23 protein-coding genes and 1 pseudogene are annotated in these 25,834 nt (G+C 61.9%); 15 read left to right on the top strand and 9 right to left on the bottom strand.

Annotated features, from left to right (window positions below; genetic code table 11):
* Window positions 1-27: 27 nt before the first annotated feature.
* The 3 genes from HHL24_RS00995 to HHL24_RS00985 are packed head-to-tail and all read right to left on the bottom strand — an operon-like array spanning window position 28 to window position 4,073.
* The gene (locus HHL24_RS00995) at window positions 28-1,320 is read right to left on the bottom strand and encodes an NAD(P)/FAD-dependent oxidoreductase (protein WP_169483510.1); all 1,293 of its coding nucleotides are present in this window, start codon (window positions 1,318-1,320) and stop codon (window positions 28-30) included.
* A gap of 57 nt (window positions 1,321-1,377) precedes the next feature.
* The gene (locus tag HHL24_RS00990; protein WP_169483509.1) at window positions 1,378-2,916 is read right to left on the bottom strand and encodes a DUF3138 family protein; all 1,539 of its coding nucleotides are present in this window, start codon (window positions 2,914-2,916) and stop codon (window positions 1,378-1,380) included.
* Between the two features lie 35 nt (window positions 2,917-2,951).
* A complete protein-coding gene (locus HHL24_RS00985) occupies window positions 2,952-4,073 on the bottom strand; it encodes a polyamine ABC transporter substrate-binding protein (RefSeq protein ID WP_169483508.1) in 1,122 nt (373 codons plus the stop codon).
* A gap of 299 nt (window positions 4,074-4,372) precedes the next feature.
* Here HHL24_RS00985 and HHL24_RS00980 point away from each other — a divergent pair, with 299 nt between their 5' ends.
* Together HHL24_RS00980 and HHL24_RS00975 are read left to right on the top strand one after the other, a co-directional pair.
* The gene (locus HHL24_RS00980) at window positions 4,373-5,215 is read left to right on the top strand and encodes a helix-turn-helix transcriptional regulator (protein WP_169483507.1); all 843 of its coding nucleotides are present in this window, start codon (window positions 4,373-4,375) and stop codon (window positions 5,213-5,215) included.
* A gap of 62 nt (window positions 5,216-5,277) precedes the next feature.
* Window positions 5,278-5,568 (top strand): annotated as a pseudogene (locus HHL24_RS00975) (L-idonate 5-dehydrogenase); the annotation flags it as partial.
* A 159-nt stretch (window positions 5,569-5,727) separates the two neighbouring features.
* On the opposite strand, the gene HHL24_RS00970 reads toward HHL24_RS00975, so the two are convergent.
* Together HHL24_RS00970 and HHL24_RS00965 are read right to left on the bottom strand one after the other, a co-directional pair.
* Window positions 5,728-6,396 carry an RraA family protein gene (locus HHL24_RS00970; protein WP_169483506.1) on the bottom strand — a complete coding sequence of 223 codons (669 nt, stop codon included), beginning with the start codon at window positions 6,394-6,396 and terminating at the stop codon, window positions 5,728-5,730.
* Window positions 6,397-6,606: 210 nt separating this feature from the next.
* Window positions 6,607-6,996, bottom strand: a complete 390-nt coding sequence (locus HHL24_RS00965) for a hypothetical protein (RefSeq protein WP_169483505.1) — start codon at window positions 6,994-6,996, stop codon at window positions 6,607-6,609.
* Between the two features lie 458 nt (window positions 6,997-7,454).
* Between HHL24_RS00965 and oxlT the strand changes: the two genes are divergently transcribed.
* From oxlT to HHL24_RS00930, 7 genes are all read left to right on the top strand, one after another.
* A complete protein-coding gene (gene oxlT / locus HHL24_RS00960; protein ID WP_169483504.1) occupies window positions 7,455-8,786 on the top strand; it encodes an oxalate/formate MFS antiporter in 1,332 nt (443 codons plus the stop codon).
* 66 nt (window positions 8,787-8,852) lie between these two features.
* Window positions 8,853-10,595 (top strand): oxalyl-CoA decarboxylase, encoded by a 1,743-nt coding sequence (oxc, locus tag HHL24_RS00955; RefSeq protein WP_169483503.1) that lies wholly within the window; start codon window positions 8,853-8,855, stop codon window positions 10,593-10,595.
* Window positions 10,596-10,621: 26 nt separating this feature from the next.
* Complete coding sequence (frc, locus tag HHL24_RS00950; protein ID WP_169483502.1) at window positions 10,622-11,872, top strand: formyl-CoA transferase; 1,251 nt, start codon at window positions 10,622-10,624, stop codon at window positions 11,870-11,872.
* 260 nt (window positions 11,873-12,132) lie between these two features.
* Window positions 12,133-13,293, top strand: a complete 1,161-nt coding sequence (locus HHL24_RS00945; protein WP_169483501.1) for an HPP family protein — start codon at window positions 12,133-12,135, stop codon at window positions 13,291-13,293.
* Window positions 13,294-13,382: 89 nt separating this feature from the next.
* Window positions 13,383-13,796, top strand: a complete 414-nt coding sequence (locus HHL24_RS00940) for a MarR family winged helix-turn-helix transcriptional regulator (protein ID WP_169483585.1) — start codon at window positions 13,383-13,385, stop codon at window positions 13,794-13,796.
* A gap of 6 nt (window positions 13,797-13,802) precedes the next feature.
* Window positions 13,803-15,593, top strand: coding sequence for a chloride channel protein (locus HHL24_RS00935; protein ID WP_169483500.1), 1,791 nt, complete (start codon window positions 13,803-13,805; stop codon window positions 15,591-15,593).
* 170 nt (window positions 15,594-15,763) lie between these two features.
* Window positions 15,764-16,327 (top strand): isochorismatase family cysteine hydrolase, encoded by a 564-nt coding sequence (locus HHL24_RS00930; RefSeq protein ID WP_169483499.1) that lies wholly within the window; start codon window positions 15,764-15,766, stop codon window positions 16,325-16,327.
* A 225-nt stretch (window positions 16,328-16,552) separates the two neighbouring features.
* Here HHL24_RS00930 and HHL24_RS00925 read toward each other — a convergent pair whose 3' ends face one another.
* Entirely contained in the window at window positions 16,553-17,014 is a 462-nt protein-coding gene (locus HHL24_RS00925) for a lipocalin-like domain-containing protein (RefSeq protein ID WP_169483498.1), read from the bottom strand.
* 282 nt (window positions 17,015-17,296) lie between these two features.
* On the opposite strand from HHL24_RS00925, the gene HHL24_RS00920 reads away from it, so the two are divergent.
* The 4 genes from HHL24_RS00920 (at window position 17,297) to HHL24_RS00905 (ending at window position 21,622) form a co-directional block, all read left to right on the top strand.
* On the top strand, window positions 17,297-18,187 hold the full coding sequence (locus tag HHL24_RS00920; protein ID WP_169483497.1) for a LysR family transcriptional regulator: 891 nt from the start codon (window positions 17,297-17,299) through the stop codon (window positions 18,185-18,187).
* 167 nt (window positions 18,188-18,354) lie between these two features.
* Window positions 18,355-19,521, top strand: a complete 1,167-nt coding sequence (locus tag HHL24_RS00915) for a CaiB/BaiF CoA transferase family protein (RefSeq protein WP_169483496.1) — start codon at window positions 18,355-18,357, stop codon at window positions 19,519-19,521.
* A complete protein-coding gene (locus tag HHL24_RS00910; RefSeq protein WP_169483495.1) occupies window positions 19,518-20,282 on the top strand; it encodes an enoyl-CoA hydratase in 765 nt (254 codons plus the stop codon). The genes HHL24_RS00915 and HHL24_RS00910 overlap by 4 nt, the downstream gene beginning before the upstream one ends.
* A 23-nt stretch (window positions 20,283-20,305) precedes the next feature.
* The gene (locus HHL24_RS00905) at window positions 20,306-21,622 is read left to right on the top strand and encodes an MFS transporter (RefSeq protein WP_169483494.1); all 1,317 of its coding nucleotides are present in this window, start codon (window positions 20,306-20,308) and stop codon (window positions 21,620-21,622) included.
* 209 nt (window positions 21,623-21,831) lie between these two features.
* Here the strand turns inward: HHL24_RS00905 and HHL24_RS00900 are convergent, their stop codons facing one another.
* The gene (locus HHL24_RS00900; RefSeq protein WP_169483584.1) at window positions 21,832-22,854 is read right to left on the bottom strand and encodes an aldo/keto reductase; all 1,023 of its coding nucleotides are present in this window, start codon (window positions 22,852-22,854) and stop codon (window positions 21,832-21,834) included.
* Between the two features lie 112 nt (window positions 22,855-22,966).
* On the opposite strand from HHL24_RS00900, the gene HHL24_RS00895 reads away from it, so the two are divergent.
* Window positions 22,967-23,878, top strand: a complete 912-nt coding sequence (locus tag HHL24_RS00895; protein ID WP_169483493.1) for a LysR family transcriptional regulator — start codon at window positions 22,967-22,969, stop codon at window positions 23,876-23,878.
* An 85-nt stretch (window positions 23,879-23,963) separates the two neighbouring features.
* On the opposite strand, the gene HHL24_RS00890 is transcribed toward HHL24_RS00895, so the two are convergent.
* Complete coding sequence (locus HHL24_RS00890; RefSeq protein ID WP_169483492.1) at window positions 23,964-24,296, bottom strand: DUF2322 family protein; 333 nt, start codon at window positions 24,294-24,296, stop codon at window positions 23,964-23,966.
* A 219-nt stretch (window positions 24,297-24,515) separates the two neighbouring features.
* Between HHL24_RS00890 and HHL24_RS00885 the strand changes: the two genes are divergently transcribed.
* Window positions 24,516-24,977, top strand: a complete 462-nt coding sequence (locus tag HHL24_RS00885) for a TerB family tellurite resistance protein (RefSeq protein WP_169483491.1) — start codon at window positions 24,516-24,518, stop codon at window positions 24,975-24,977.
* Here the strand turns inward: HHL24_RS00885 and HHL24_RS00880 are convergent.
* Window positions 24,950-25,831: a LysR family transcriptional regulator gene (locus HHL24_RS00880; RefSeq protein WP_169483490.1), complete on the bottom strand. Its 882-nt coding sequence runs from the start codon at window positions 25,829-25,831 to the stop codon at window positions 24,950-24,952. The two genes, HHL24_RS00885 and HHL24_RS00880, sit on opposite strands and share 28 nt — an antisense overlap.
* Window positions 25,832-25,834 lie beyond the last annotated feature (3 nt).

The following is a 25,834-nucleotide window of genomic DNA, read 5'->3' as shown; positions in this document are numbered from 1 at the left end:
CGTCCGGACAAGCCGGCCGGCGCCGGCTCAACGCGCGTCCATCATCTGGTGCCAGGTCATGGCGAGCATCAGCATCGGTTTGCGCAGCAGGCGACCGCCTGGGAAGTTGCGATGCCGGATCTTGCCGAACAGGTCGAAGCGGGCGGCCTGCGCATCGATCGCTTCCGCGATCAGCCGGCCTGCAAGCCCCGTGACGTTCACGCCGTGCCCGGAAAACCCCTGCGCGAAATACACGGTCGGCTCGAGCCGGCCGAAATGCGGCGCGTGATTCATCGTCGCGTCGACGAAACCGCCCCACGCGTAGTCGATCTTCGCAGCGGCGAGCTGCGGAAACGTCTTCAGCATGTCCCGTTGCATCGCGGCGGCGAGTTCGCGCGGCGTGCGCGTCGAACTGCTCGCCTTGCCGCCCCACAGCATCCGGCGATCCTTCGACAAACGGAAATAGTCGAGCGCCGCATTGCAGTCGCAGATCGCCACGTCCGCTGGCATCGTGTCGTTCGCCTTCGCGTCGCCGAGCGGCTCGGTCGCAATCAGGTAGGTCGCCACCGGCATGATCTTGCGCGCGAGCGCCGGCGCAAGCCGGCCGAGATACGCATTGCACGCGAGCACGACGTAGCGCGCGTTCACCTGCCCGCTCGCGCACGTCACCCGATGGCCTTGCGCGGTCTTCCCGATGGCGTGCGCGCTCGTGTCCTCGTGGATCGACACCCCCGCGTCGCGGGCCGCGCGCGCCAGACCAAGCGTGTAGTTGAGCGGATGCAAATGACCGCTGCCGGCGTGGTAGAGCCCGCCCAGGTAGCGATCCGATGCGACGTAGCGGCGCATCTCGTCACGCTCGACAAACCGGTACTCGCGATAGCCAAAGCGCGACTCTGCAGCATCCCGCCAGGCACGCAGCGCGTCGACATGGCGCGGCTTGTTTGCCGCGCTCAGGTAGCCGAACGTCAGGTCGCAATCGATCCCGTGCTTCTCGACTCGTTCCTTGACGATCTCGATCGACTCGAGCCCCATCGCCCAAACGCGCTGCACATCCTCTTCCGGCATGTAGGACGCGAACGTATCGATGCCACACGAATAGCCCGCGATCAGCTGGCCGCCGTTGCGCCCGCTGGCGCCCCAGCCGATCTTCGACGCCTCGAGCAGCACGACCGAATAGCCACGTTCCGCGAGATTGAGCGCAGTGGAAAGGCCAGTGAGTCCGCCGCCGATCACGCAGACGTCAGCGGATACCGTCGCATCGAGCGGCGGATGACACGTCCGGTCGTTCGCGGTGGCTGCGTAATATGACGGGACGTGTGCTTGATTTTCGAACTTGAGCATGACAAAGCCTCGCGATCGGCGGCGGACCTGTTTCCTCAGGCCGGCGCCAGCATCGCATCAAAAAGAGTAGATAAATTGCGCGGCCAGCAGGTCGTTCGACTTCGCATACGTACCGTCATCGCGCAGGAACACCTGGTGGTTGGCCCAATCGTGCCGGTATTCGACCTTCACCGTGATCTGCTGGGTCGGGTAGAACAGCAGGTCGAGCGCGGCGTCCTGGCGCGTCGCGCCCTTGCACTCGAAGCCGTGATTGCTCGATGCCTGCAGGCAGTTCACGTCGATGCCGAAGCCGTTATACGGATCCATCCCGTTGCCGTTGAGGGCGATCCCACCGCCTCCACCACCGTTCTTGCTGTCGACCAGCAGGTCGTAGCGAGCCGTCACGCCCATCCGCCCGAGCACCGGCAGCCTGAACTTCCGATGTGCGAGCAGTGACAGTCCGTACCACTGCGCCTGACCGCCATTCCAGGCGCCGTTCTGCTGCTGGCCGTAGTCGATTTCGGCGTTGTACTGGACGTCGGCCAGCGCGTACGTCGCATCGGCTTCGGTGAAGAAGAACGTGCCGTAGCCGTTCGGCGCCTGGCCGCCCCAGCCGTAGCTAACCGAGCCTGTCGCCGGGTCGATCGCGCTCGGCAGCGTCTGCCGTCCGACGGCGAACGAGCCGCCGACGTCGAGTTGGCTGCCGCGGAAGTAGTCGACCCGCGCGGTGAACGTCGGCATGCGGTTGCTCGTCGTGATCGGGTCGCCGAGCGCGTTCGTGCCGGTCTGCGTAACCGAACCCGCGGTACGGAACTGCTCATTGCCGAGCAGGAATTTCCATGCCCACTGGTCACCGGTGTAGTTGACGCCGGCACCGATCGAGCTGCCTGGATCCGAGAAGTCGTACAGCAGGTTGTGCGTTAGCGTCAGCATCTGGTTCGACTGCTGCATCTCGTAGCCGCTCAGCCCCGGCATCAGGCCGGCGACGACCGACGTGGTCGGCGTCAGCGGCACCGTCGCGATCGCGGTGTTCAGAATGTTTAACCCGCTGTCGCCGTGTTCGTTCATCAGGTACATCCCGGCACCGCGGTTCGGCATCAAGGTCACCTCGGCGGAGGGCGCCATGGGGCCGACGCCGAACGTCTTCTTGATGTCGAGGTACAGATCGCCGAACGTGCTGTTGTAGTACTGGTAAGCGTTCTCGTGGTTCGCGAACTGGAACGACGACGTGCCCGCCGCACGGTTATACAGATAGGCGGGATCGATGTAGCCGGTCACCGACAGCCCCGCGATCGGGCCGGTCTGAGCAGCGTCGGTCAACGCGTCGACTTTCAGTTGCTGGCTCGCAGCCTGCTGCTTCAACTCGGTGACGTCATCATTAGTCAGGATCGCCGGCGCCTGGCCATAGTCCGCCGACGACGGATCGACAGCGGCCGTACTCGCCGGCGCCGGCATGGCCACGGGTTTCGCGGCAAGCTGCGACTGCAGCCCCTTGACCTCCTGCTGCAGCGCGGCGAGCTGCTGCTGGAGCGCCTTGAGCTGATCGCCGGTGGGGCTCGCTGCAGCCAGCCCCGGCAGCACCCCGGCCACCAGCACGCAGATTAACCTCTTCTTCATGAAACCTCTCCCTGTTGTTCTTCGCTTCGGATTCCTTAACCACCGGACTTCAACCGCAACCATAGACGGTTCTGCAACCGCGTGATCTCTGCGCTGATCGGCATCGCAAGCGCCATCTTGCCGAGCACGCTGTCAGGCAGATAGACGTCCGGATCCTGCGAGATCTCCGGCTTCACGAACGGGCGCGCGGACTTGTTCGCGGTCGGATAGGCGATCTCGTTGGTGATCGCCGCGTTGGTCTTCGGATCCTCGATGTAGTTGATCCACTTCAATGCCGCCTCAGGATCAGGCGCATCCTTCGGGATCGCCATCACGTCGAACCACAGCAGGCCGCCTTCCTTCGGATTCACGTACCGGATCTCGTATCCGTGTTTCGCCTCCACCGAGCGCCGCCGCGCGAGGCTGACGTCGCCAGACCAGCCGAGCACCACGCACACGTCGCCATTCGCAAGGTCGTCCGCATAGCCCACCGAATTGAACTGCGTGATGTACGGACGAACCGTCTTCAGCACGTCGTAGGCCGCCTGATAGTCCGCTGGGTTCCTGCTTTCCGGATCCTTGCCCATGTATTGCAGCACCGCAGCGAACGCCGCGTCGGGAGCGTCCAGCAGTGACACGCCGCAGCCCTTCAGCTTCGACACATTTGCGGGATCGAACAGCAGCGCCCAGCTGTCGGTTGGTGCCTTGTCGCCAAGCCGCTTCTTGACGGCCTCGACGTTGTAGCCGACACCCGTCGTGCCCCACGCCCATGGCACGCCATACTGGTTGCCCGGATCGGCCTGCGCGACCATCTTCATCAGCACCGGGTCGAGGTTTGCGAGGTTCGGGATCTTCGACTTGTCGAGCTTCTGGTAGACGCCCGCCTGGATCTGCCGCGCGAGGTAGTTCGACGTCGGCACGACGATGTCGTAGCCGGAACTGCCGGTGAGCAGCTTGGTCTGCAGCGTATCGTCGCTGTCATAGCTGTCGTATCGCACCTTGATGCTGGTCTGCTTCTCGAAGATTGGCACCGTGTCCTTCGCGATGTATTCGGACCAGTTGTAAACGTTCAGATTGGTGTCGCCGGCCTGAACCGACTGACTCGCCGCGAACGCGAGGCCGGCGGATGCGGCGAACACGATCCTGATGACCGGGCAACGAGGAAAACGGGCACGCATAGGAGATCTCCAGGTGGTATGAGTCGGCCGCTCCGTTCAATGCGGATGCCGCCAGTAAGCAAAGTCGTCGAGGTGTCGCGAGCGATCGTCGGCCAGATCATCGAAGTGGCCTCCGTCTTCTTGCTCGCAGCTTGTAGAGCACTGTAAAGATCGCGATACGCGCCGTCTGTCCCGGGAATGAAGGACAAACCGCGTCGTCGATGACAGTGATCTGGGTGGATTCCCGTGTAGGCATGGGGAATTTGTCGTGATACCAGTAGCGCAGTCGCACCACCCAGAATTCATCGAGAGCAAAGGTTATGAACGCCGCGCGCCCCTCCCCGGATATCCAGCTCAGTCAGGTCGCCTTCGTGACCGAGACGTTGGGCGACATCGCGCAGGCCGTCGGCGCGCCGCAGTTCATTGAGGTCGTGTATGAAAGCCTCGTGCGTTTCGTCGACTTCGACGCGGTGCATCTGGACTATGAACGTGTGTCGCCGTCCGGACAGCGCAGCGTCGGCTGGATCGGGAGCTCCGGCCGCGATCACGAACTCGTCGAGCAAGTGATGCGGCACTACTACCGGAGCTACGCGAGCGAGGACACGACATACGGGGGGATCGAAGACAAGCGCGATGTGCAGTTGATCCAGATCTCCGCGCAGAAGGTTGCGAGCGAGCTCCGGCATCTGTTCTTCGATATCGGCGACATCCACGATGAGTGCGTGGTCGCAGGCGTGACGGACGGCACGCGATACTCGATATCGATGGCGCGCTCAGCGCGCCTGCCGTCATTCTCGTTGAAGGAGTTGAGTCTGCTGAAGCAGTTCGCGCACGTCGTGCTGCCGTTGTCGGCGGTACACAAACGGTTGATCGGCGCGATCTCGCCAGACGACGGCCGCCAGGACACGTCGGACAACAATCCGCTCGCGCAGTGGCTTCCGCAATTGCACGGCAGGCTGACGTCGCGCGAAAAGCATGTGTGCTCGTCGTTTATTCAGGGAATGACGACGCCGGCGACCGCCCAATCGATGGGGCTGAAGCCTTCGACCGTCGAGACCTACGCGAAGCGGGCATTCGCCAAGCTCGGCGTCGATTCTCGGCGACAGTTAATGGCGCTTGTGTTGAAGAGCGCACCGCTGCGACATGGCAGCGATGGCGTGTAGTGAAGCCGGATGACGAGGGGCCGCCCGTCACAACCCGATCGGCACACTACAGCGTGGCAGCGGCATTGCGCGGTGCATTCGACGTGCTCAAACCACGCGGCGTGATCGTCCAGGTCGGCCTCGGCGGTGACATCTCCTTGCCGATCAACGTGATTGTCGCCAAGGAATTCGATCTGCGCGGGGCATTCCGCTTCCACGAAGAATTCGCCGTTGCCGTTGAACTGCTGAACAAGGGATTGATCGACGTGAAGCCCTTGATTTCCGGTATTTTCCCGTATCAGGATTCGGTCAAGGCGTTCCAGACAGCGGGCGACCGTTCCAAATCGATGAAGGTGCTGGTGAGCTTCGATTGATCGCGCGTCAGGCGACGATGACGCGGCAATCCGCGTTCGTCGCCGGGCGTCAAGTCACGACTCGTGACACTCGTAACTTCACGCACCGTAAAAAGGGATCATAAAAAAGCCGACGTCGCGATGCAGACATCGGCTTTTATCGTTTTCTCTATACAGTGCTCAGTTGTTGCATCGTGCTTCGAGTGCATCGATAAACGCGCGGTTCCAGCGGCCCTCCTTCATCGCCCGCATGGTCTCGGCCTCTGCTTCCAGAACGGCTAGCGCTTTTTCAATCACATGTTCGGCATCGTCCTGCGGAATAGCCAGCAAACCGTCCTGGTCACCCACAACGATGTCACCCGGATTGACCACCATTCCGCCGACCGACACCGGTACATTGATTTCGCCCGGACCGTCCTTATACGGCCCCCGATGCGTGACCCCGCGCGCGTAAACCGGAAAATCCCGATCGCGGATTTCTGCGACATCGCGGATCGCGCCGTCTACGACCAAACCGACAACGCCTATATTGGCTGCGTAAAAAGACAGAATCCCGCCGACCACCGCATTGTTGAGATCGCCACCCGCGTCCACGACCAGTACGTCACCTGGACGGCAAAACTCCAGGGCGCGCAGGTACGTCAGGTTATCCCCACCTCGCGAGCGCACTGTGACCGCGGTGCCCGCCATCGTCTTTTTGCCAGGCCGTTGATAGGGGTGGAGTCCCACACTGCCGATGTTGCGATGCATGTTGTCACTGAGCGCAGAGACGGGAATATCACGCAATGCGGTAAGGATCTGGTCGGCAGCTTGAGGCGCCGAAGGGTTTTTCCTGATGGCTTTGTACATGGTTGATCTTCGCTTCCGGGTGTAAGGGGAGCGGCTCATGCAGGTCAGGAGCGAGTAGGCACGACACCGCTGTAACACGGATATAACGGTATATCGCCCCTGCAAATCGCGCCAAGACGGGTTCGTTCTTGCACGATAGGAAACGCTTATGTAACGCAACTCTCGGAGGGCGCGGTGCACACGGCAACGTGCGCATGGCGCGCGCCGCGTCTAAACGCCCGCCAGCGCCGGCAGTTCGACCTCGTACGACACACGCACGCGCTGGCGGCTTATCAATGACTGATGCGCCACTTCGCTCAGATGCGCCGCGCTTTCGATTCGCCTCGGCAGGCGCGCGGGATAGCGAGCAGTTTTCTTCTCGAGAATGGCCCGGCTCAGAAACCCGGCGCCATACGCTTTCAGCAAGTGCGGATGGTGCGCTTCGATATACGCAGCAATCTGCGCCTCCTCACCGTCGATCGTCGCCAGCAACGCCAGCGTGCTCGCATCCCAACGGAAGCGCAGGCCGAGTTCATCGAATGCGCTGTTATAGGCGCACAACTGCGCCTCGACTTCCGCATCATGCGCGCTGTCGCAAACATCGAACTGGGACGGGTTCATGGTCGCCTCCTTGAGGAAAATGGCATGACCAAGAATAGGCTGGTGCATCAATAAACAATAGTTAAAGTTATTTCGAAAAACGATAGTGTTTTGCTTATGCATCCGTTCCCCAAGTACGACAGCGACGAAATCTGCAGTACCTGAACAGCCGCGTTACCCCTCCCACCACCCCTTAGTCGGAAGCGGCAGACCTATCTATTAGGTATGCCTAATGCAAATCATAAAATGTTTTAACTTTTACTTATCCCTGTTCGCGCGCAGCATCCCTCAGACGCGCTCCAAGCGAAACGCCTTTTACCCAGTTGTGCGATCCACGGGCAACGGTTTTCGCCAGTGCAATTCCCTTTGGCCGACCACTGGCGCTTGATTGCCCACAGACAAACCGGCGATGAAGCGATTCGATCACGTAGGTCCAACGTGCCGCTCGAGCGCGACGGAATATACAGGAGACGAAGGACATGGGACATTCCAACGTATCCGGGACAGGCAGTACGCCGTTCCGGCAAAACCGCTGGGTGCAGCTGGCGATCGGCATCGTATGCATGGGGCTCGTCGCGAATCTGCAATACGCCTGGACGCTGTTCGTCGTCCCGATGGACAACGCCCACCATTGGGGACAGGCGGCGATCCAGACCGCGTTCACGGTGTTCATCGTCACTGAAACCTGGCTCGTGCCCGTCGAAGGTTGGCTCGTCGATAAGTTCGGGCCGCGCCCGGTTGTGATCGGCGGTTCGCTGTGCGCGGCGCTCGGCTGGATCATCGACGCGCATGCGAGCACGCTCGCCGAGCTATACGTTGCCGCAGTGATCGCTGGCATCGGCGCGGGTTGCGTGTACGGCACCTGCGTCGGCACGGCGCTCAAATGGTTTCCGGACAAGCGCGGCCTCGCGGCCGGTTTGACCGCGGCAGGTTTCGGCGCCGGCGCGGCCGTCACGGTAATTCCAATCGCCAACATGATCCAGCGCTCAGGCTACGAGCACACGTTCATGTTCTTCGGCATTTTCCAGGGCGTCTGCATTCTGCTGCTCGGCACCATGCTGGTACGGCCAAAGCCGCCCGCATTCGCGGCCGCGGTCAAACGCGTGGTGGCAAGCAAGATCGACTACACGCCCGGCGAGATGATCCGTTCGCCGCTCTTCTGGGTGCTGTATCTGATGTTCGTGTTCGTCGCGGCCGGCGGCATCATTGCGACCGCGCAGCTCGGGCCGATCGCAAAGGAATACGGCTTTGCCAAACTGCCGGTGAGTCTGCTGGGCATCACGCTGCCGCTGCTCACGATGACGCTGTCGATCGACAACCTTTGCAACGGCTTCACGCGTCCATTGTGCGGTTTTCTATCAGACCGCATTGGCCGCGAAAACACGATGTTCATGATCTTTCTCGGCGAAGGCGTCGCGCTGCTGGGGCTCATGCAGTTCGGCCACAACCCCTACGCATTCATGTTCTTCGCCGCCACCGTGTTCCTGTGCTGGGGCGAGATCTTCTCGATCTTCCCGGCGACCTGCGCGGACACGTTCGGCAGCAAATACGCCGCGGCCAATGCCGGCACGCTATATACCGCGAAGGGTACCGCGTCGATGCTGGTGCCGATCGCGTCGGTGCTATCGGCGAACGGTGGCTGGAGCACCGTGTTCATCTCGGCTGCGGTGGTGTCGATCGCGGCAGCCGTGTCAGCGAAGTTCATCCTCGCACCCATGAGAAAGCGCTGGATCGAGAACTCGGGCGCGCCGGCTGGCGTGGTCATCGCCGAAGCCCGGCTGCAGCCGTCGCCCGGCGGCTCGCCTGAATGAACAACAAAGTGAGCACACAACTCACGACGAAAACCCCATAACGTCCCGCGACCAAGGAGAAACATCATGGCAGAAGCCGATAGGCCCACAGAAGAAGCGACCCCGAAGCAACAGACAGCCGAGACGACCGACGGATTCCATCTCGTCATCGACGCGCTGAAACTGAACGACATCAACACCATCTTTGGTCTTGTCGGCATCCCGATCACCGACCTCGCGCGGCTTGCACAAGCGGAAGGGATGCGTTTCATCGGTTTTCGTCATGAACAGCACGCGGGCAACGCAGCGGCCATCTCCGGCTTCATGACGCAGAAGCCGGGCATCTGTCTGACGGTGTCGGCGCCGGGCTTTCTGAACGGCCTGACCGCGCTCGCCAACGCGACCACCAACTGCTTCCCAATGATCCTGATCAGCGGTTCGAGCGAGCGCGAAATCGTCGATCTGCAGCAGGGCGATTACGAAGAAATGGATCAGTTGAACGCGGCCAAACCGTACGCGAAGGCGGCATATCGCGTGCTGCATGCGGAAGACATCGGCATCGGCGTGGCGCGTGCTATTCGTGCCGCGGTGTCGGGCCGCCCGGGCGGCGTGTATCTGGACTTGCCGGCCAAGCTCCTCGCGCAAACGCTGGACGCCGTGAAGGCGCAACAGTCGCTGGTCAAAGTGGTCGACGCCGCGCCGCGTCAGTTGCCCGCGCCGGACTCGGTCAAGCGTGCGATCGATGTGCTGAAGAGCGCGAAGCGTCCGCTGATCCTGCTCGGCAAGGGCGCCGCGTACGCGCAGGCTGACGCGGAGATCCGCGCGTTTGTCGAACAAAGCGGGATTCCGTATCTGCCGATGTCGATGGCGAAGGGCCTGTTGCCCGATACGCACGAGCAATCGGCGTCGGCGGCGCGCTCGTTCGTGCTGCAGGAAGCCGACGTCGTTGTGCTGATCGGCGCGCGTCTGAACTGGCTGCTCTCGCATGGCAAGGGCAAAACGTGGGGCGCAGAGCCGAAGAAGTTCGTTCAGGTTGACATTTCGCCGACCGAAATCGACAGCAACGTCGCGATTGCCGCGCCGGTGATCGGCGATATCGGCTCGTGCGTGGCGGCACTGCGTGCGGGCCTCGATGCAGGCTTCGCGAAGCCGAGCGCCGAGTGGACCGGCGCGATCGCCGAGCGCAAGAGCAAGAACCTCGCAAAGATGGCCGCCACGCTCGACAAAAACCCGTCACCGATGAATTTCCACAGTGCGTTGCGCGCCATCCGCGATGTGCTGAAGACGCGCCCGGACATCAACGTCGTCAACGAAGGCGCGAACACGCTCGACTACGCGCGCAGCATCATCGATATGGCCGAGCCACGCAAACGCTTCGATTCTGGCACGTGGGGAATCATGGGCATCGGCATGGGCTTCGCGATCGGCGCGGCGGTGACGAGCGGCAAACCGGTTGTCGCGATTGAAGGTGACAGCGCGTTCGGCTTCAGCGGCATGGAACTCGAAACCATCTGCCGCTACGACTTGCCGGTTTGCACGATCGTATTCAACAACAACGGCGTGTATCGCGGCACCGACGTGAACCCGACGGGCGGCAAGGATGTCGCGCCGACCGTGTTCGTGAAGGGTGCGCGCTACGACAAGATGATCGAGGCATTCGGCGGCGTCGGCCATCACGCGACCACGCCGGAGGAATTGACGAAAGCGCTGCTCGAAGCGATCGCATTGGGCAAGCCGACCTTGATCAACGCCGTCATCGACGAAGCGGCCGGCACCGAAAGCGGCCGCCTGACGAATCTGAATCCGCAAAGCTCGGCGATGAAAAAGTGATCCAGCGTAACCACGGAGATACCAAAGTGACCAAACCTCTCGAAGGCATCAAGATCATCGACTTCACCCACGTTCAGGCCGGCCCTGCGTGCACCCAGTTGCTCGCCTGGTTCGGCGCCGACGTCATCAAGGTTGAAAGACCGGGTTCGGGCGACGTGACGCGCAATCAGTTGCGCGACATCCCCGACGCCGACGCGCTTTACTTCACGATGCTCAACAGCAACAAGAAGTCGCTGACGTTGGACACGAAAAAGCCCGAAGGCAAGGAAGTGCTCGAAAAACTGATTCGCGAATCTGACGTGCTGGTCGAAAATTTTGGCCCAGGCGCGTTGGACCGGATGGGTTTTTCATGGGAACGCCTGAACGAGCTCAATCCGAAGATGATCGTCGCTTCGGTGAAGGGCTTCAGCGACGGCCATCACTACGACGACCTGAAGGTCTACGAAAACGTGGCGCAATGCGCTGGCGGCGCGGCATCCACCACGGGCTTCTGGGACGGTCCGCCGACCATTAGCGCTGCAGCGCTCGGCGACAGCAACACCGGCATGCATCTGGCAATCGGCATTCTGACCGCACTGCTTGGGCGCGACAAAACCGGCAAAGGCCAGAAGGTCGCGGTGTCGATGCAGGACAGCGTGCTGAACCTGTGCCGCGTGAAACTGCGGGATCAGCAACGGCTGGAGCGCGTGGGTTATCTCGAGGAATATCCGCAGTATCCGCACGGCGAATTCAGCGATGTGGTGCCGCGCGGCGGCAATGCGGGCGGCGGCGGTCAGCCGGGCTGGGTACTCAAATGCAAGGGCTGGGAAACGGATCCGAACGCGTATATCTACTTCACGATCCAGGGCCATGCGTGGGAGCCGATCTGCAAGGCCCTCGGCAAACCCGAGTGGATCGACGATCCGGCCTATAAGACTGCGGAAGCACGTCAACCGCATATCTTCGAGATCTTCGGAACCATCGAAGCCTGGCTCGCCGACAAGACCAAATTCGAAGCGGTCGACATCTTGCGCAAGTTCGACATTCCGTGCGCACCGGTGCTGACCATGAAGGAACTGGCCAACGATCCATCCTTGCGCGCGAGCGGCACGATCGTCGAAGTGCCGCACAAAAAACGCGGCTCGTATCTGACGGTCGGTAGTCCGATCAAGTTCTCGGACATGAAGCCGGAAGTCACCGCGTCGCCGCTCCTCGGCGAACATACGGATGAGGTACTGGCGAGCCTTGGGTATAGCAAGCAGGACATCTTCAACCTGCGCGAAATCAAAGCGGTTTAACGGAGTCACGCCGCGGGCCCGTGTGGTTGCTCGGGCCTGCGGATACGGCGTTGCTGCGCAAGCGTCTTGCGGAACTGGAAGCGTCCGCAGGCGTGTAACGCGTAAGCACCCCATTTCAAGAACCCGTCATGAGAAGGCTTGCCTTCATTTTATATCACAATGAACTATAATCATGACGACACGTTCTTTCGTTTCGTGAGGATTTCGCCTTAGTGTGTGGTGCCATCCCACGTGATACCCCCCACTTTCCTACTCGAACCTTGTCCCGCTACGCTCTCATTCGCTGGCTTTCCAGCTTTGCCCCTCATCCCATTGCCGTCCGGTGGCCCGAACGCCTCAGATCGTGTCTCGGCGCATTGCTGGGGATTGCGTTCACCGGCGGGACCATGCACGTCCTTCTCGGAACGGCAGCGAACATTCCGCTCCTCGTGGCTCCAATGGGCGCTTCGGCTGTACTGCTGTTCGCGGTTCCTGCCAGTCCGCTTGCGCAACCGTGGTCCATCATCGGCGGCAACATCGTCTCCGCTACAGTTGGCGTTGCCTGTGCAAGCTGGATCGCCGATCCGGTGGGTGCCGCCGCTTTGGCCGTCGCGCTGGCCATCTGTGCGATGTTTGCGCTGCGGTGTGTTCACCCCCCGTCGGGCGCGGTGGCCCTGACCGCGGTCCTTGGCGGTCCGACTGTGCACGCTCTCGGCTACCGCTTTGTGGCCGAACCGATCGCGATCCAATCAGTGATGCTGCTGTGCGCGGCGATCATCTACCACGCGGCTACCGGGCATCGATACCCGCACGTCGTCCAGAGTGCGGGCAAAAGCGCGGCAGCATCGGCGGCGGCGAACGAAGGTTTCACGCGCGCGGACCTCGAGGCGGTGCTGAACCGGCGCGGAGAATTGCTCGATATCGACACGGACGATCTGGAATCTCTGCTGCGCGACGTTCAGTTGCAGGCCTACGCCCGCACGTTCAATGAACTGACCTGCGCGGACATCATGTCGCGCTCTCTCGTCGCCGTGTCGGCCGTCACAAGAGCTTCCGCCGCATGGAGTCTGCTGAAACAGCGCCGTATCAAGGCACTCCCGGTCACTGACGAGAAGCAGCACGTTATCGGCATCGTGACCCGTGCCGACCTTGTCGATAAACGGGCGTTCACCAAAGGGGCCGGTCTGACGTCCCCCGTACAACGCTGGTTCCGGCGCAGTATCACCCCGGCGCCGCTTGTCGGCGCCTTGATGAACGTCGACGTTCGCACGGTTGACGCGACGACGCCGATCGTCGAACTGGTGCCGGTATTCGCGAACTACGGGCACCACCACATCCCGGTTCTGGACTCGAATCGGCGGCTTGCCGGAATGATCACGCAAGCCGACCTCATCGCCGGGCTCTATCGCCAGGCTTACGCCAAGCAGCAGCACGCGGCATAACCACTGTCATGCACACCGACGCTCAACACGGACATACATATCACGTCATGATATAATTCGTGTTTTATCTCATTCTCCACGGCACGCCGATGAAAACACTCGCACGCAGCTTGACCAAGGCGGACTTCGAGCAACTGTCCGAGTTTCGCTACCAGATGCGGCGCTTCGAGCGTTTTTCTGAACAGGCTGCCCAGGGCGAAGGCATTACACCCTTGCAGTATCTGTTGCTCCTGCATATCAAGGGTTATCCGGAGCGCGACTGGGCAACCGTCGGCGAGCTTGCGGAACGGCTCCAGGCGCAGCATCACGGCGTGGTCGCGCTAGTGTCCCGCTGCGAGGCGCTCGATCTGGTCCGCAGAAAGGTCAGTGAGACGGACCGCCGCCAGGTCGAGGTTCATTTGTTGAAGGCGGGTGAGCAGGTGCTTGCCCGTCTCGCCGAGATGCACCGTGCCGAACTGAAGTCGCTCAAGGGCACCTTCAATGTCCCTCAAATTGATTTTTGAGTCACCATGAGTCTCGACACCCATAAGCGCGATTTTTCCACCAACGCGCGGCTGCCCGGCATTTCCGCACTCGCAGCGGGGATCGGCGCCCTCAGCACGCTCGCGGCGTTCGTACTGCTGAGTCTGATTCATCTGTTCACCAATCTGTTCTTCTTCCAGCAACTTTCGTTTGTGGACCGTTCACCGGCGCTCAACACGTTGGGTATCTGGGTGGTGATCATTCCGGTGATCGGCGGCCTCATCGTCGGTTTCATGGCCCGTTACGGCTCGGAGAAGATTCGCGGACATGGCATTCCCGAAGCGATCGAAGCCATCCTGTTCGGCAAGAGCCGCATGTCGCCGAAAGTGGCGATTCTCAAGCCGCTGTCGTCCGGCATTGTGATCGGCAGCGGCGGGCCGTTCGGCGCAGAAGGCCCGATCATCATGACAGGCGGCGCACTGGGGTCGCTGATCGCGCAGTGCGTGAAGGTCACGTCCGCTGAACGTAAGACGCTGCTGGTTGCCGGCGCAGCGGCGGGCATAACGGCGGTTTTTGGCACGCCGGTGGCGGCTGTTTTGCTGGCGGTCGAACTGCTGCTGTTCGAATGGCGCCCGCGCAGTTTTCTGCCGGTCGCGCTTGCGTGTGCCGTCGCGGGGTTTGCGCGCGCGGCATTCTTCGGCACGGGGCCGCTGTTTCCGCTTGAGACTGCGCCTCCCGGTGCAATGTCGCTGGTCTCCTGCGTCGTCGCAGGGCTGATGTCCGGCGCGCTCGCATCGGGCCTGTCAGCCGCGCTGTATAAAACCGAAGACCTATTCGGCAAGCTGCCCATCCACTGGATGTGGTGGCCCGCGCTTGGCGGCCTCGCCGTCGGCATCGGCGGCTTTTTCGAACCTCGCGCGCTGGGCGTCGGCTACGACGTGATCGGCGACCTGCTGCACCAGCACATTGCAATCCAGATCGCGCTGGCGATCCTGGTCGTGAAGGCGGTCATCTGGGTCGTGGCACTGGGCTCGGGCACCTCAGGCGGCGTCCTGGCTCCATTGCTCATGCTGGGTGCGGGGCTCGGCGTCGTGTTCGGCCACGTGCTGCCGGGCGGCGAACCGGCCCTATGGCCGCTCGTCTGCATGGCGGCCACGCTCGGCGCCACGCTGGGCGCGCCGTTGACCGCGATCGTGTTCGCCTTCGGTCTCACACACGACAGCAACGCGTTGCTGCCGCTGCTCGCCGCGACGCTGATCGCGCACGGGTTTGCAACGGTCGTCATGAAACGCTCCATCATGACCGAGAAAATTGCCCGGCGCGGTTATCACATTTACCGGGAATACGGCGTCGATCCGCTTGAGCGCCACCACGTCGACGAGGTGATGTCGCGTACGGTCGAGACGATCGATGGCGATCTGTCCGTGCGCGAAGCGCTGGCAATGTACTTCGGCACGACGCAAGCACATCGCGCCTATCCGGTCGTGCGTCAAGGCGTGCTGGTGGGCGTCGTCGATCGCGCGCTACTGGAAAAAATTCGCGATGACGAGGCAGCGCATGCGCTCGACTCGCGCCTCTCCGACGTGTTGCGCCACCGCTCCCCCGCTTTTGCATTGCCCAGTGAAACCTGCCGGCTCGTCGCAACGCGGCTGGCGGTGCACGGTCTCGAGCGGTTGCCCGTGGTCGCGGACTCCGAAACGTTGCGACTGATCGGCATTGTGTCGCGCAGCGATCTGGTCAAACCGTCTCTTGCCCACTTCGACGAAGAGCACAAGAAAGAGCGCTTCCGGCGCTTGCGGGTCAATACCGGCAAGCGGCACTTCCCACCGCTGCCGTAGGTGAGCCGTAAGTCAACCGCAGGTCAGCCGCAGGTCAGCGGATCGAAGGAACGCAATGAAGTATTATTTCCCCGGCAACGAAGCGTCGCTTTGACAAAAGATGCTTCGCTGCGTTCGACGTTCTCTGGTTGTGAATACGAACCGCGTACCGAAGTAAAGGAGACGTGCAAATGGAGGTAATCGCGCCGGCGCAAACCGCGCTTGTCGTCATGCATTATCAGACCGACATTCTCGGGCTCTTTCCATCGGTCGCGCCGGGCTTGCTCGCCAATACACGCAAGCTATGCGACGCGGCGCGGGCCAAAGGCGTCAGCGTCTATTTCGCCAACCTCCGGTTCAGTCCGGGCTATCCGGAAGTCAGCCCATTGAACAAGAATGGGCAGGGAATCAAACAACTTGGCCTCTTCGTCGATGACTGGATCGCGCCGGAGTTGGGCCAGCAGGCCAGTGAACCGGTCATCATCGCGCATCGTGCCAGCGTGTTCTTCGGCACCGATCTGCAGGCACGACTTCTCGCACAAGGTATCGATTCGCTGATTATGGTTGGCATTGCGTCGACCGGTGTCGTGCTGTCGTCGGTCGCGTATGCGAGCGACGCGGACTTCCGCCTATACACGGTCAAGGATTGCTGTTACGACCCGGATCAGGTGGTACATGAACATCTGTTCTCCACCGCATTCGAATCGCGCACCACGGTGCTGTCGCTCGCGGATGCCTTGCTGCTGCTCGCCTAGACGTTCGATGTGTGCTCCGGAGCGACCCCGGGCCCGTCGAGTGATCGATCGATCGTTCGCTGGCGCGGCAGACCGCTTATGGCCGACCTCTGCCGAATACCAACCGGCCGCACGCGATCCACGCCGGACATAGAATCCGGCACCGACTCTGCGGCAAGCGGCGCAGAATAGTCGTCCCCAGTCCGGGTTAAGAGCGGGCTCGGCCGGCGCACCAGAGATACACGTCTACTCGACCCTAATCCAGACCAGGACAGCCGAGGTTTCCTTGCCGGTCATAGGGTCCTTCGCGGGCAGCGTTCTTATGTACAAGGAGTTGCCGTCGATTCTGAACTGACGCACTTGAGTCGTCCCTGTCCACGACTGATTCCACGATGCGTCGATGTGGTGGCTAACTTTGTCGCCCTCAATACTGTAGGTCCCCGCGTATGCGATAAACCCGCCGTAGAGATCGACGCGCTCCGCGTCGGTTGGAACGAGAGTGTCAGGCGCCTTTCGTCCTTCCTTGACCAGCATGGCGCACATCCGGCAGTCCGGCCCATAGCTGAGATAGCCGATTGGGTGCGCGCCGAACATATCGGTCTTCTGGCCGGTCGCCATGTCTTCAGTCGTGAAGGACTGTAGCTTCCAGGTTCCGAGCTGCGGGCCGGTGCAGCTCTGCCGCTGTTGTCCGGCAGCAGGGAGTTTCATCGAATTTCCCAACGGATCGCACTCGTCGCGACTCCCGAGCGCTTCGCCAATTCGCCTATGGTGATCATCGTCTCGCTCATCAGTGCTCTCGAGGATTGTGCTTGACTTCAAGTTTACTTGAACTTTCACAATGGGGCTTTAGCGTCACGACGCGACGTACCCAACAACCGCGCGACGTTGCAGCCTTTATCATGAGCGAATTCGCGGCAGCGCTGGACGGGTATCCTCGTCCAGCGCACTTTCCCACGCCGCCGATTCGATCGATAGAGACTGGAGACCCGCGTGAAATTCGACACGACCACCGTCCGGCTGATCCTCGCCATCGCTGAAGAAGGCAGCATCTCGCGCGCCGCCGACAAACTCAGCCTGGCGGTAGCCGCCGCATCACGGCGCGTGTCGGACCTCGAAGCACAACTCGGCGCCAAACTGTTCCAGCGCGTACCGCACGGCGTCGAGATCACCGAATCGGGCGCCAAGCTGCTGGAATACGTCCGGCAGATCGACAACCTCATCGACCGTCTCGAAGGCGATGCGCAGGCACTCAACCAGGGTCTCGACGGCCGCATTATCATCGGCGCGCCCAAGGCCGTCGTCATCCAGTTCCTGGCGCGCGAGATTGCCGCCATTCAGCGTAAGTATCCCAGGATCTCCCTGAAGATCGTGGAGGAGAACAGCAAAATCGTGCAGCAACTGCTGCGCGACAAAGTGATCGACGTGGGTATCTACGAAAAGAAAAGCGGCTTCCTGGGCCTCGCCAAGTTCCCGTACAAGGAGGACGAACTGGTGCTGGTGTATAGCCGCCCGCATTTCCAGTTTCCCGACGGTCCGGTCGGCGTCGACGATATTCTCGATCTCCCCATCGTGAGTCTCGGCAAGGGCTCCGCGGTCTTGTCCGCCGTGCAACGCGCGTACCGCAGCCGCGGGCGCCAATTCGCCAACAATTTCACCGTCAGCGGTTTCGACACCATGCTGGCGATGGTGCGCCATGGCCTCGGCGTGGGCCTGATGCCGCCCGAGGTGCTGCGCAGCTTTCATCCCGAGGCTTCGCTGGTGTCGGCAGCGCTCATCGGCGACTGGCACCAGCGCAGCTACGTTCTGTCCTGCGTCGAAGGGCACGCGCAGGAGCAGACCCTGCGCAACGTAGTGGCCGAGCTTCTCAGCGGACCGGCCTAGTCTCTCGCCGGAAGACGCCGCCCGGTTTCGCAACGCGCGAAACCAGACATGCTCCAGGCGTTCTTGCGGCGGCCTGGTCTGTAGCGGACAGTGAGGACAGAAAACCTGCCGGCCATGCACGACATGGCTGAGCGGTTCGACTCACACCTTCTACAGAGACACTCGAGATGACAGAATCGAAGCATCTACCGCTGCAAGGTATCCGTGTGCTGGATGTCAGCCAGGTCATGGCCGGCCCATTCGCCTGCATGCTGATGGCCGACATGGGCGCAGACGTAATCAAGGTTGAACCGCCCGAAGGCGATCAGACCCGTGGCGCGATGGGTTTCAAGATGAAGGGGCCCGACAGCATGGGCTTCCTGAACATGAACCGCAACAAGCGCTCGCTGACGCTGGACCTCAAGAGCGATGAAGGTCGGGCGTTCTTCTACGAGCTCGCCAAGACTGCCGACGTAATCGTCGAAAACTACCGTCCGGGCGTGGTGCAACGGCTCGCCATCGACTATGAATCGATCAAGGCCATCAATCCCAAGATCGTCTACGTCAGTATCTCCGGCTTCGGACAAAGCGGACCGTGGGCGTCGCGACCCGGCTTCGACCTCATGGCGCAGGCCATGTCGGGCGTGATGAGCGTGACCGGCTACAAGGGCGGCAAACCCGTCAAGGCCGGGGTGCCGGTCGCTGACATCGGCTGCGCGCTGTTCGCTGTTTACGGACTGCTGTCAGCCTACATCGGCGCGCAGAAAACGGGCGAAGGTCAGCACATCGACGCCTCGTTGTTCGATTCGATCATGGCTTTCTCGATCTGGGACATGTCGGAATACTGGGGCACGGGGGTGCCGCCGACACCGCTCGGCACCAGCAACAAGATGAGCGCGCCCTACCAGGCCGTGAAGGCGCGGGACGGCTACTTCGTGATGGGCGCAACCAACCAGAAGCTATGGACGAAACTGTGCGAACTGCTGGAGCGTCCGGACCTCGTCACGCACGCTGACTATGCAACTGTGTCGCTGCGCCTGAAGAATCGCGAGGCGTTGATCGAGGCTTTGGAGCAGGAGTTCGCGAGGCGCGACAGCGACGCCTGGGTCGATGCGATGCTCGCCGCCGGCATTCCGGCCGGCCCGATCCTGTCCTATCCCGAGGCGTTCGAAAGCGAGCACGCTGCGCACCGCCGTATGTGCATGGAGATCGACCATCCGAACGAAGGCAAGGTCAAGAATATCGGCTTTCCCGTGAAGATGCTGGGCACGCCGCAGACGGTGCGTCGTCATCCGCCGCTGCTGGGCGAGCATAACGAGGAGATCTTTGCCGAGATCAACGGGACGGCGCCATGAGCGATCTTGTCAGACTCACGGTCCATCCGTCGGGCGCGGCGGAGATCGTGATTGACCGCCCCGAGCGGCATAACGCGATGACGCTCGACATGTACGAGTCGCTGCTGGCACTCGTCGCTCAATGTGAACAGAACACCGGCGTGCGCTGCATTCTTTTTAAAGGCGCGGGCGGCAAGTCTTTCATTTCCGGCACCGACATCGCGTACTTCAAGGACTTCCGCAACGGTCGCGATGGCGTCTCCTACGAGGCCTTCGTCGAGCGCGTTATCGACACAGTCGAACGCATTGCGGTCCCCACGGTCGCCGTAATCGACGGGTGGGCCGTGGGCGGCGGCCTCGCGCTGGCGACGGCCTGCGACTTCCGCGTCTGCAGCGACGGCTCGCGCTTTGGCGCGCCGATCGCGAAGACGCTCTCCAACACGCTGTCGTCGCGCAACATCGCGCGCTTGCAGGCGGCGCTCGGTGTGCCCCGCGTCAAGAAGATGTTGCTGCTCGCCGACTACGTCGCGGCGCAGGAGGCGCTGACGTGCGGCTATGTCTACGAGGTGTGCTCGCAAGACGCGCTACAGGAAGCCGCTCATACGCTCGCGCAACGGCTCATGGCGCTTTCGCCGGTCACGCAGAAGGCCGTGAAGGAAAGCATGCGCCGCATTGTCGTTGAACAGCGGCTCGATGACGAAGATCTGATCGAAGCGGTATACGGCAGCGCCAACTTCAAGGACGCCGTGACCGCCTTTACCTCGGGCACGTCGAAAAAATAACAACGAGCAAAATGGAGTGAGACATGAAACGACTACAGCCCAAGGCGACCACAATGGTCCTGCTGATGTTGTGCCTGATGTACTTCATCACGTACGTCGACCGCGTCAACATCAGCACTGCCGCCGGGCAATTCAAATCCGAGCTCGGACTCAGCAACACGCAACTCGGCTTCGTCTTTTCGGCGTTCGCCTATCCCTACGTGCTGTTCCAGTTCATCGGCGGCTGGGTCAGTGATCGCTTCGGGGCCAAGCGCACGCTGATCGCCTGCGCCTTCATCTGGGCGGTGGCAACCACGCTGACGGGTCTCGCAGGCGGCTTCGCGACGCTTGTCGCGGCACGACTGCTACTGGGTCTGGGCGAAGGCGCCACCTTCCCCGCCTCCACCAGCGCGATGGCGTCGTGGGTGCGAAAGGACAAGCGCGGCATGGCCCAGGGCATCACGCACTCCTCGGCACGGCTCGGCAACGCTGTGGCGCCGATGCTGGTGTTGGCGCTCATGACAGCGTTCAACTGGCGATTCTCGTTTTACCTGCTCGGTGCGCTGAGTTTCGGCTGGCTGGTGCTGTGGTACGTGACGTACACCGAGAAGCCGGCAGATCATCCGCGCATCACCGATGATGAAATCAATACCTTGCCGCCGCCGACCGTCCGTCCGGTGGAAATGCCGGGCACATGGGCGCGTCTTTACCGCCGCTTGCTGCCGGTCTCCCGTGTCTACTTCTGCTACAACTGGATTCTCTGGTTGATGCTGGACTGGATGCCGCTCTACTTCATGCATACCTTCCATCTGAACATCAAGAAAGCGGTCATCTTCACGTCAGGAGTGTTCGTCGCCGGTGTGTTCGGCGATCTGGTTGGCGGCCTGATCAGCGATAAACTGCTTCGCCGTACCGGCAATCTGAAGCTCGCGCGCAGCTACCTGGTCGCGTTCTGCATGACCATGACCGGTCTTTCGCTCATCCCTGTGGTGCTGATACACGATCCGATGTATTCGCTGATCTTCCTCGCCGCGGCGATGTTCTTCAACGAAATGAATATCGGACCCATGTGGGCGATTCCGATGGATGTCGCTTATGACCGCTCGGGCACCGCCAGCGGCATCATGAGTGGCACCGGTTTTACCGCTGCGATCGTTAGTCCGGTTGTGGCCGGCTATCTGATCGACCGCCTGGGGAACTGGAATGTCACCTTCCTGCTCTCTATCGGTGTAATGGCCTGCGGCGTACTGATGACGTTCATCATGAAACCGGATGCGCCATTCGTCGCGAGGCTGAAGCAAGCGATGCCTTCAGAGCACGTCAGCCGGGGCGCTGCGGTTCCGCTCGTCGATAAAAACTGAATAGGTGCTGACGCTTTGGGGCGTCTTTGTGACGGGAGCGGAGCGGATCGGCAAACGCGCTAGCCGCCGTTTCTGACGCGCTGACAATCGGGTGAAGCCACGCCGCAGCGCATTCAACAGTGCGTGGCTCATCCGGCTTTTCACGACCCGCCACCAACCCGTCAACGCCTCAACGGCTCAACGGCTCAACGCCTCAACGCCTCAACGCCTCAGGCAGTGTGGCCGTGACTTCCCTGTTCGCTGTCGAGATGCGCCATCTGCGCCGCCGCGTAACGTTCACCTGCGGCAGCCCCATTCGGTACTGCCTGCGCGATCGCAGCCAGATCGTCCGCGGTGAGCGTCACATCAACCGCTCCGAGTGCTTCGGCAAGACGATCGCGCCGGCGCGCGCCAACGAGCGGCACGATATCGCTGCCTTGGGCTGCAACCCACGCAATCGCGATCTGCGCAACGGAGACGCCTTTTGCATCCGCCACCTTTCGAAGCGCATCCACGAGCGCGAGATTGTGATCGACGTTATCGCCCTGAAAGCGCGGACTCACGGCGCGAAAATCGCCTTTCCCCGCGGAATCCTTGCTCCAGTGGCCGCTGATCAAGCCACGGGATAACACGCCGTACGCCGTCACGCCAATCCCGAGCTCGCGGCACGTCGGCAGGATCTCATCTTCAATGCCGCGCGAAATCAGCGAGTACTCGATCTGCAGGTCACTCACCGGGTGCACCGCTGCCGCACGGCGAATCGTCGTGGCGCCCACTTCGGACAAACCGACGTACCGCACATAGCCTGCCTTGATCATGTCGGCAATCGCCCCGACCGTGTCTTCGACAGGCACGTTTGGGTCGAGCCGTGCAGAACGGTAGATGTCGATATGATCGACGCCCAGCCGCTGCAGCGAATAGGCGAGAAAGTTTTTGACCGCCGCGGGACGTGCATCGTAAAGCGACCAGCCGCCTGCGGGGTCGCGCATCGCTCCGAATTTCACGCTGATGATCGCCGCGTCGCGACGTGACGGCGGCGCGCTTTTGAGGGCCTCGCCGATCAGGATTTCGTTGTGGCCGGAGCCGTAGAAATCGCCCGTATCGAGCAGCGTGATGCCGGCTTCGAGCGCGGCGTGGATCGTGGCAATGCTTTCGGCGCGGTCGGATGGACCGTACATGCCTGACATACCCATGCAGCCGAGACCGATGGCGGAGCTTTGCGGACCCGCCTTACCCAGTTGAAGTTGTTTCATCATGTTCCTCGCTAGTTGCGCCGCAAGAAAGGCGCTTGACCCGAAGTATCGGCCTAATTTCCGCGTGCGATAATCCACCTCAATCTGGATGACCCGTGCGGAAAAGCGAACAATGCCGAAACCCGATCTTTCCGATTTGAAAGCATTCGTCGCCGTCACACGGGCACGCGGATTCCGCCATGCTGCAATGACGGGGGGCGTGTCGGCCTCATCGCTTAGCGAAGCGGTTCGACGGCTCGAACAGCAGCTCGGTGTCAGACTGCTCAATCGTACGACGCGCAGCGTCACGCCCACAGAGGCAGGACAGCGTCTCTTCGAGCGGCTCGCGCCGGCTTTCGGGGAAATCGCCATCGCGCTGGATGCGGTGAACCTCTTTCGTGAAAGTCCTACCGGAACGCTGAGGTTGAACGTTCCGTCGATCGCAGCCAGAGAAATCCTGCCCGCTCTCCTCTCCCGCTTCCTTGCCGCTCACCCGGGTATCACGGTGGACGTCGGGACCAACGACACGTTCATCGATATCCTCGCGGCGGGTTTTGATGCCGGCATCCGCTACGACGAACGCCTCGAGCGCGACATGATCGCGGTGCCGATCGGCCCGCGCGTTCAACATTTCGTCGCGGCGGCTTCGCCGTCCTACCTCGCGGCCCGTGGAATACCGCAACATCCGGGCGAACTGCTGAACCACGCATGTATCGGACACCGCTTCGACAGCGGCGTGCTCGCGACATGGGAATTCAGACGCGGCGACGACATCGTGCGGATCGAGCCGAATGGACCGATGATCGCGTCCGTGATCGAACTGGAAAGAGGCGCGGCCGTCGAGGGACTGGGGATCGTCTATTCGTTCGACGAGTTTCTGCGGCCGGCTATAGAGCGCGGCGCGCTCGTACCGGTGCTCGAAGAGTGGTGGCAATCCTTCACTGGACCGTTTCTGTACTACCCGAGCCGGACGCATATGCCGGCTCCGCTCCGGGCATTCGTTGACTTTATTCTTGCCGCCAACGATTCAGGTCTTCATCCGTAGGCAGGGACGCCAGAGCGAACCGGTACGGGTTACGGCGCGGACCCGTGCCACGCGATCCACGCCACGCCGTGCAATGGCAGCGCGCTCAGCCGGCTGCGACGACGTCGATGCGCAACGCTTCCCCACCGGCTGCAATCGTAAGCAGATGGTCGATGTTCGGGTGCGCTCCCGGACGGTTGCGCGCGTCGGCCGTATGCTCGGCGAACACCGCGAGGCCGTGTTCGGCCGCCTTGGCGTCCAGCGTGCCGAAGGCCTGCTGCAGATAGTGGTACACCGCCAGCGAGCCCTGCTTGCCCGGTTTGTTCTCGATGCTTGCTACCACAGCGCCCTTGCCGTCGAGCAGATCGATACGTTCGATACCGTCAATGGCAGGCAGTTGGGCGAGGTTGTCCTTGAACACGTTGCTCGGTTGAATCACTGAAAACACTCCTTCTATTCGGAAAAATACGGCGAGCCGTATCTTATACGATAGGGTGTTGCGCATCGCGCTCAACAGAGCCGCTTCGCATAGGTCACCGCGGAAACTTCGGTTTTCCCGAACCTTCGCTCCCGGATTAGCAGGTTTATCCGTTCCCTAACCTGACGCAGACTGAGGCTCATCACCACTGCGGACATCGTCCGCGACAGGAGCCCAAACATGCGGACCTATCCGCGCAACAGTCCTCAAGCCGCCGCACGTATCGTCGCGCTGGCGCTCACTTCTGACGGCCACGTCAGCAGCGCGGAAGAGCGCGCCCTCGAAGGCCTGGATATCGCCGGCGAACTCGGTCTCGCGCCAGCGCAATTTGCCCAGATCGTGCAGGCGTTGTGCGAGGATCAGTCGGTCGCGCACACGCCCTTCACGCCGCCGGTCGGTCAACTCGATGCGGCCCTGCTCACCGCGTTGATCGGTGAGATCGACGACCCCGCGTTGCGTCGCAAGGTGATTCGCCTGTGCATCGCCGTCACAATCGCGGACAACTATCTGGCGGACGGCGAAATCGCCTTGCTCGCTGCCGTGTTCAACGCGTGGGGACCGAAGCCCGGCCAGGCCGCAAGCCGGCACATTCCGCTGCCGGACGCGCCGCGCGCTCACGCACCAACGGCCGCGACCACCTGAGAAGCGAGCGCATGATGTTGCCCGCGCCGCGAGCGGATCGCGTGGATTTCTTCGACCACGCCTTCCGCTCGGCCGAGCCAACGCAGTCCTCGCAGCATCGCCACGTCCTCCGCGCCCAGTTCCGCGAGCGGAAACACGCCGAGACCACGCGCAGCGAACACCGCCATCAGCGCGCTGTCTTCGAATTCGCCGACGATGCGCGGCCGGATCCCCGCGGCTTCGAACCACCGGTCGAGCCGCGCGCGCAATGCGCCGTGCCCGGTGGGCAGGAGTACGGGCAGATCGGCCAGACACTGCGGAAAGCCGGCACGGGCGGACTTGCGGACGAGTTCCGCGGGGCCATACCAGTCGACCGGCGAACCGACGAGGCGCTGGCTGACGACGCGCAGGTCGGCGTTGTGCGGCGCGGGCTGGCATGCCAGGACGAGATCGAGCCGATGGAGCGCGAGTTCAGACAACAGTTGCGCAGGTTCGCCTTCGTGACATAGCAGCCTGAGCGACGGCGTATCGAGTACCGGCGCCAGCAGCGCGTGTGCGGCGAGCTTGGAGATGCCGTCGGAAAGACCCACGGCGAGCCGTGCAATCCGCTCGCCGCCCGCCTCGCGCATCTCGTCGAGCAGCGCCTCGCCGATCTGAAAAATCTGCTCCGCGCGATTGAATGCCGTCTCGCCGGCCTCGGTCATGGTGACGCCGCGCCCTGCCGGTTTCAGCAGCTGACGCCCGATCGATTTTTCCAGCTCGCGCACCTGCGCGCTGATCGTCTGAACCGCCATGTCGAGACGCTCGGCCGCGCGCGCGAAACCGCCCTCCTTCACGACGATCCAGAAATAGTAGAGATGGCGGTAGTTGAGCATGTT

Origin of the sequence: Paraburkholderia polaris (assembly GCF_012927345.1) — a bacterium.
GTDB classification, from domain to species: domain Bacteria; phylum Pseudomonadota; class Gammaproteobacteria; order Burkholderiales; family Burkholderiaceae; genus Paraburkholderia; species Paraburkholderia polaris.
This window is presented reverse-complemented; position numbering and strand designations above follow the sequence as displayed.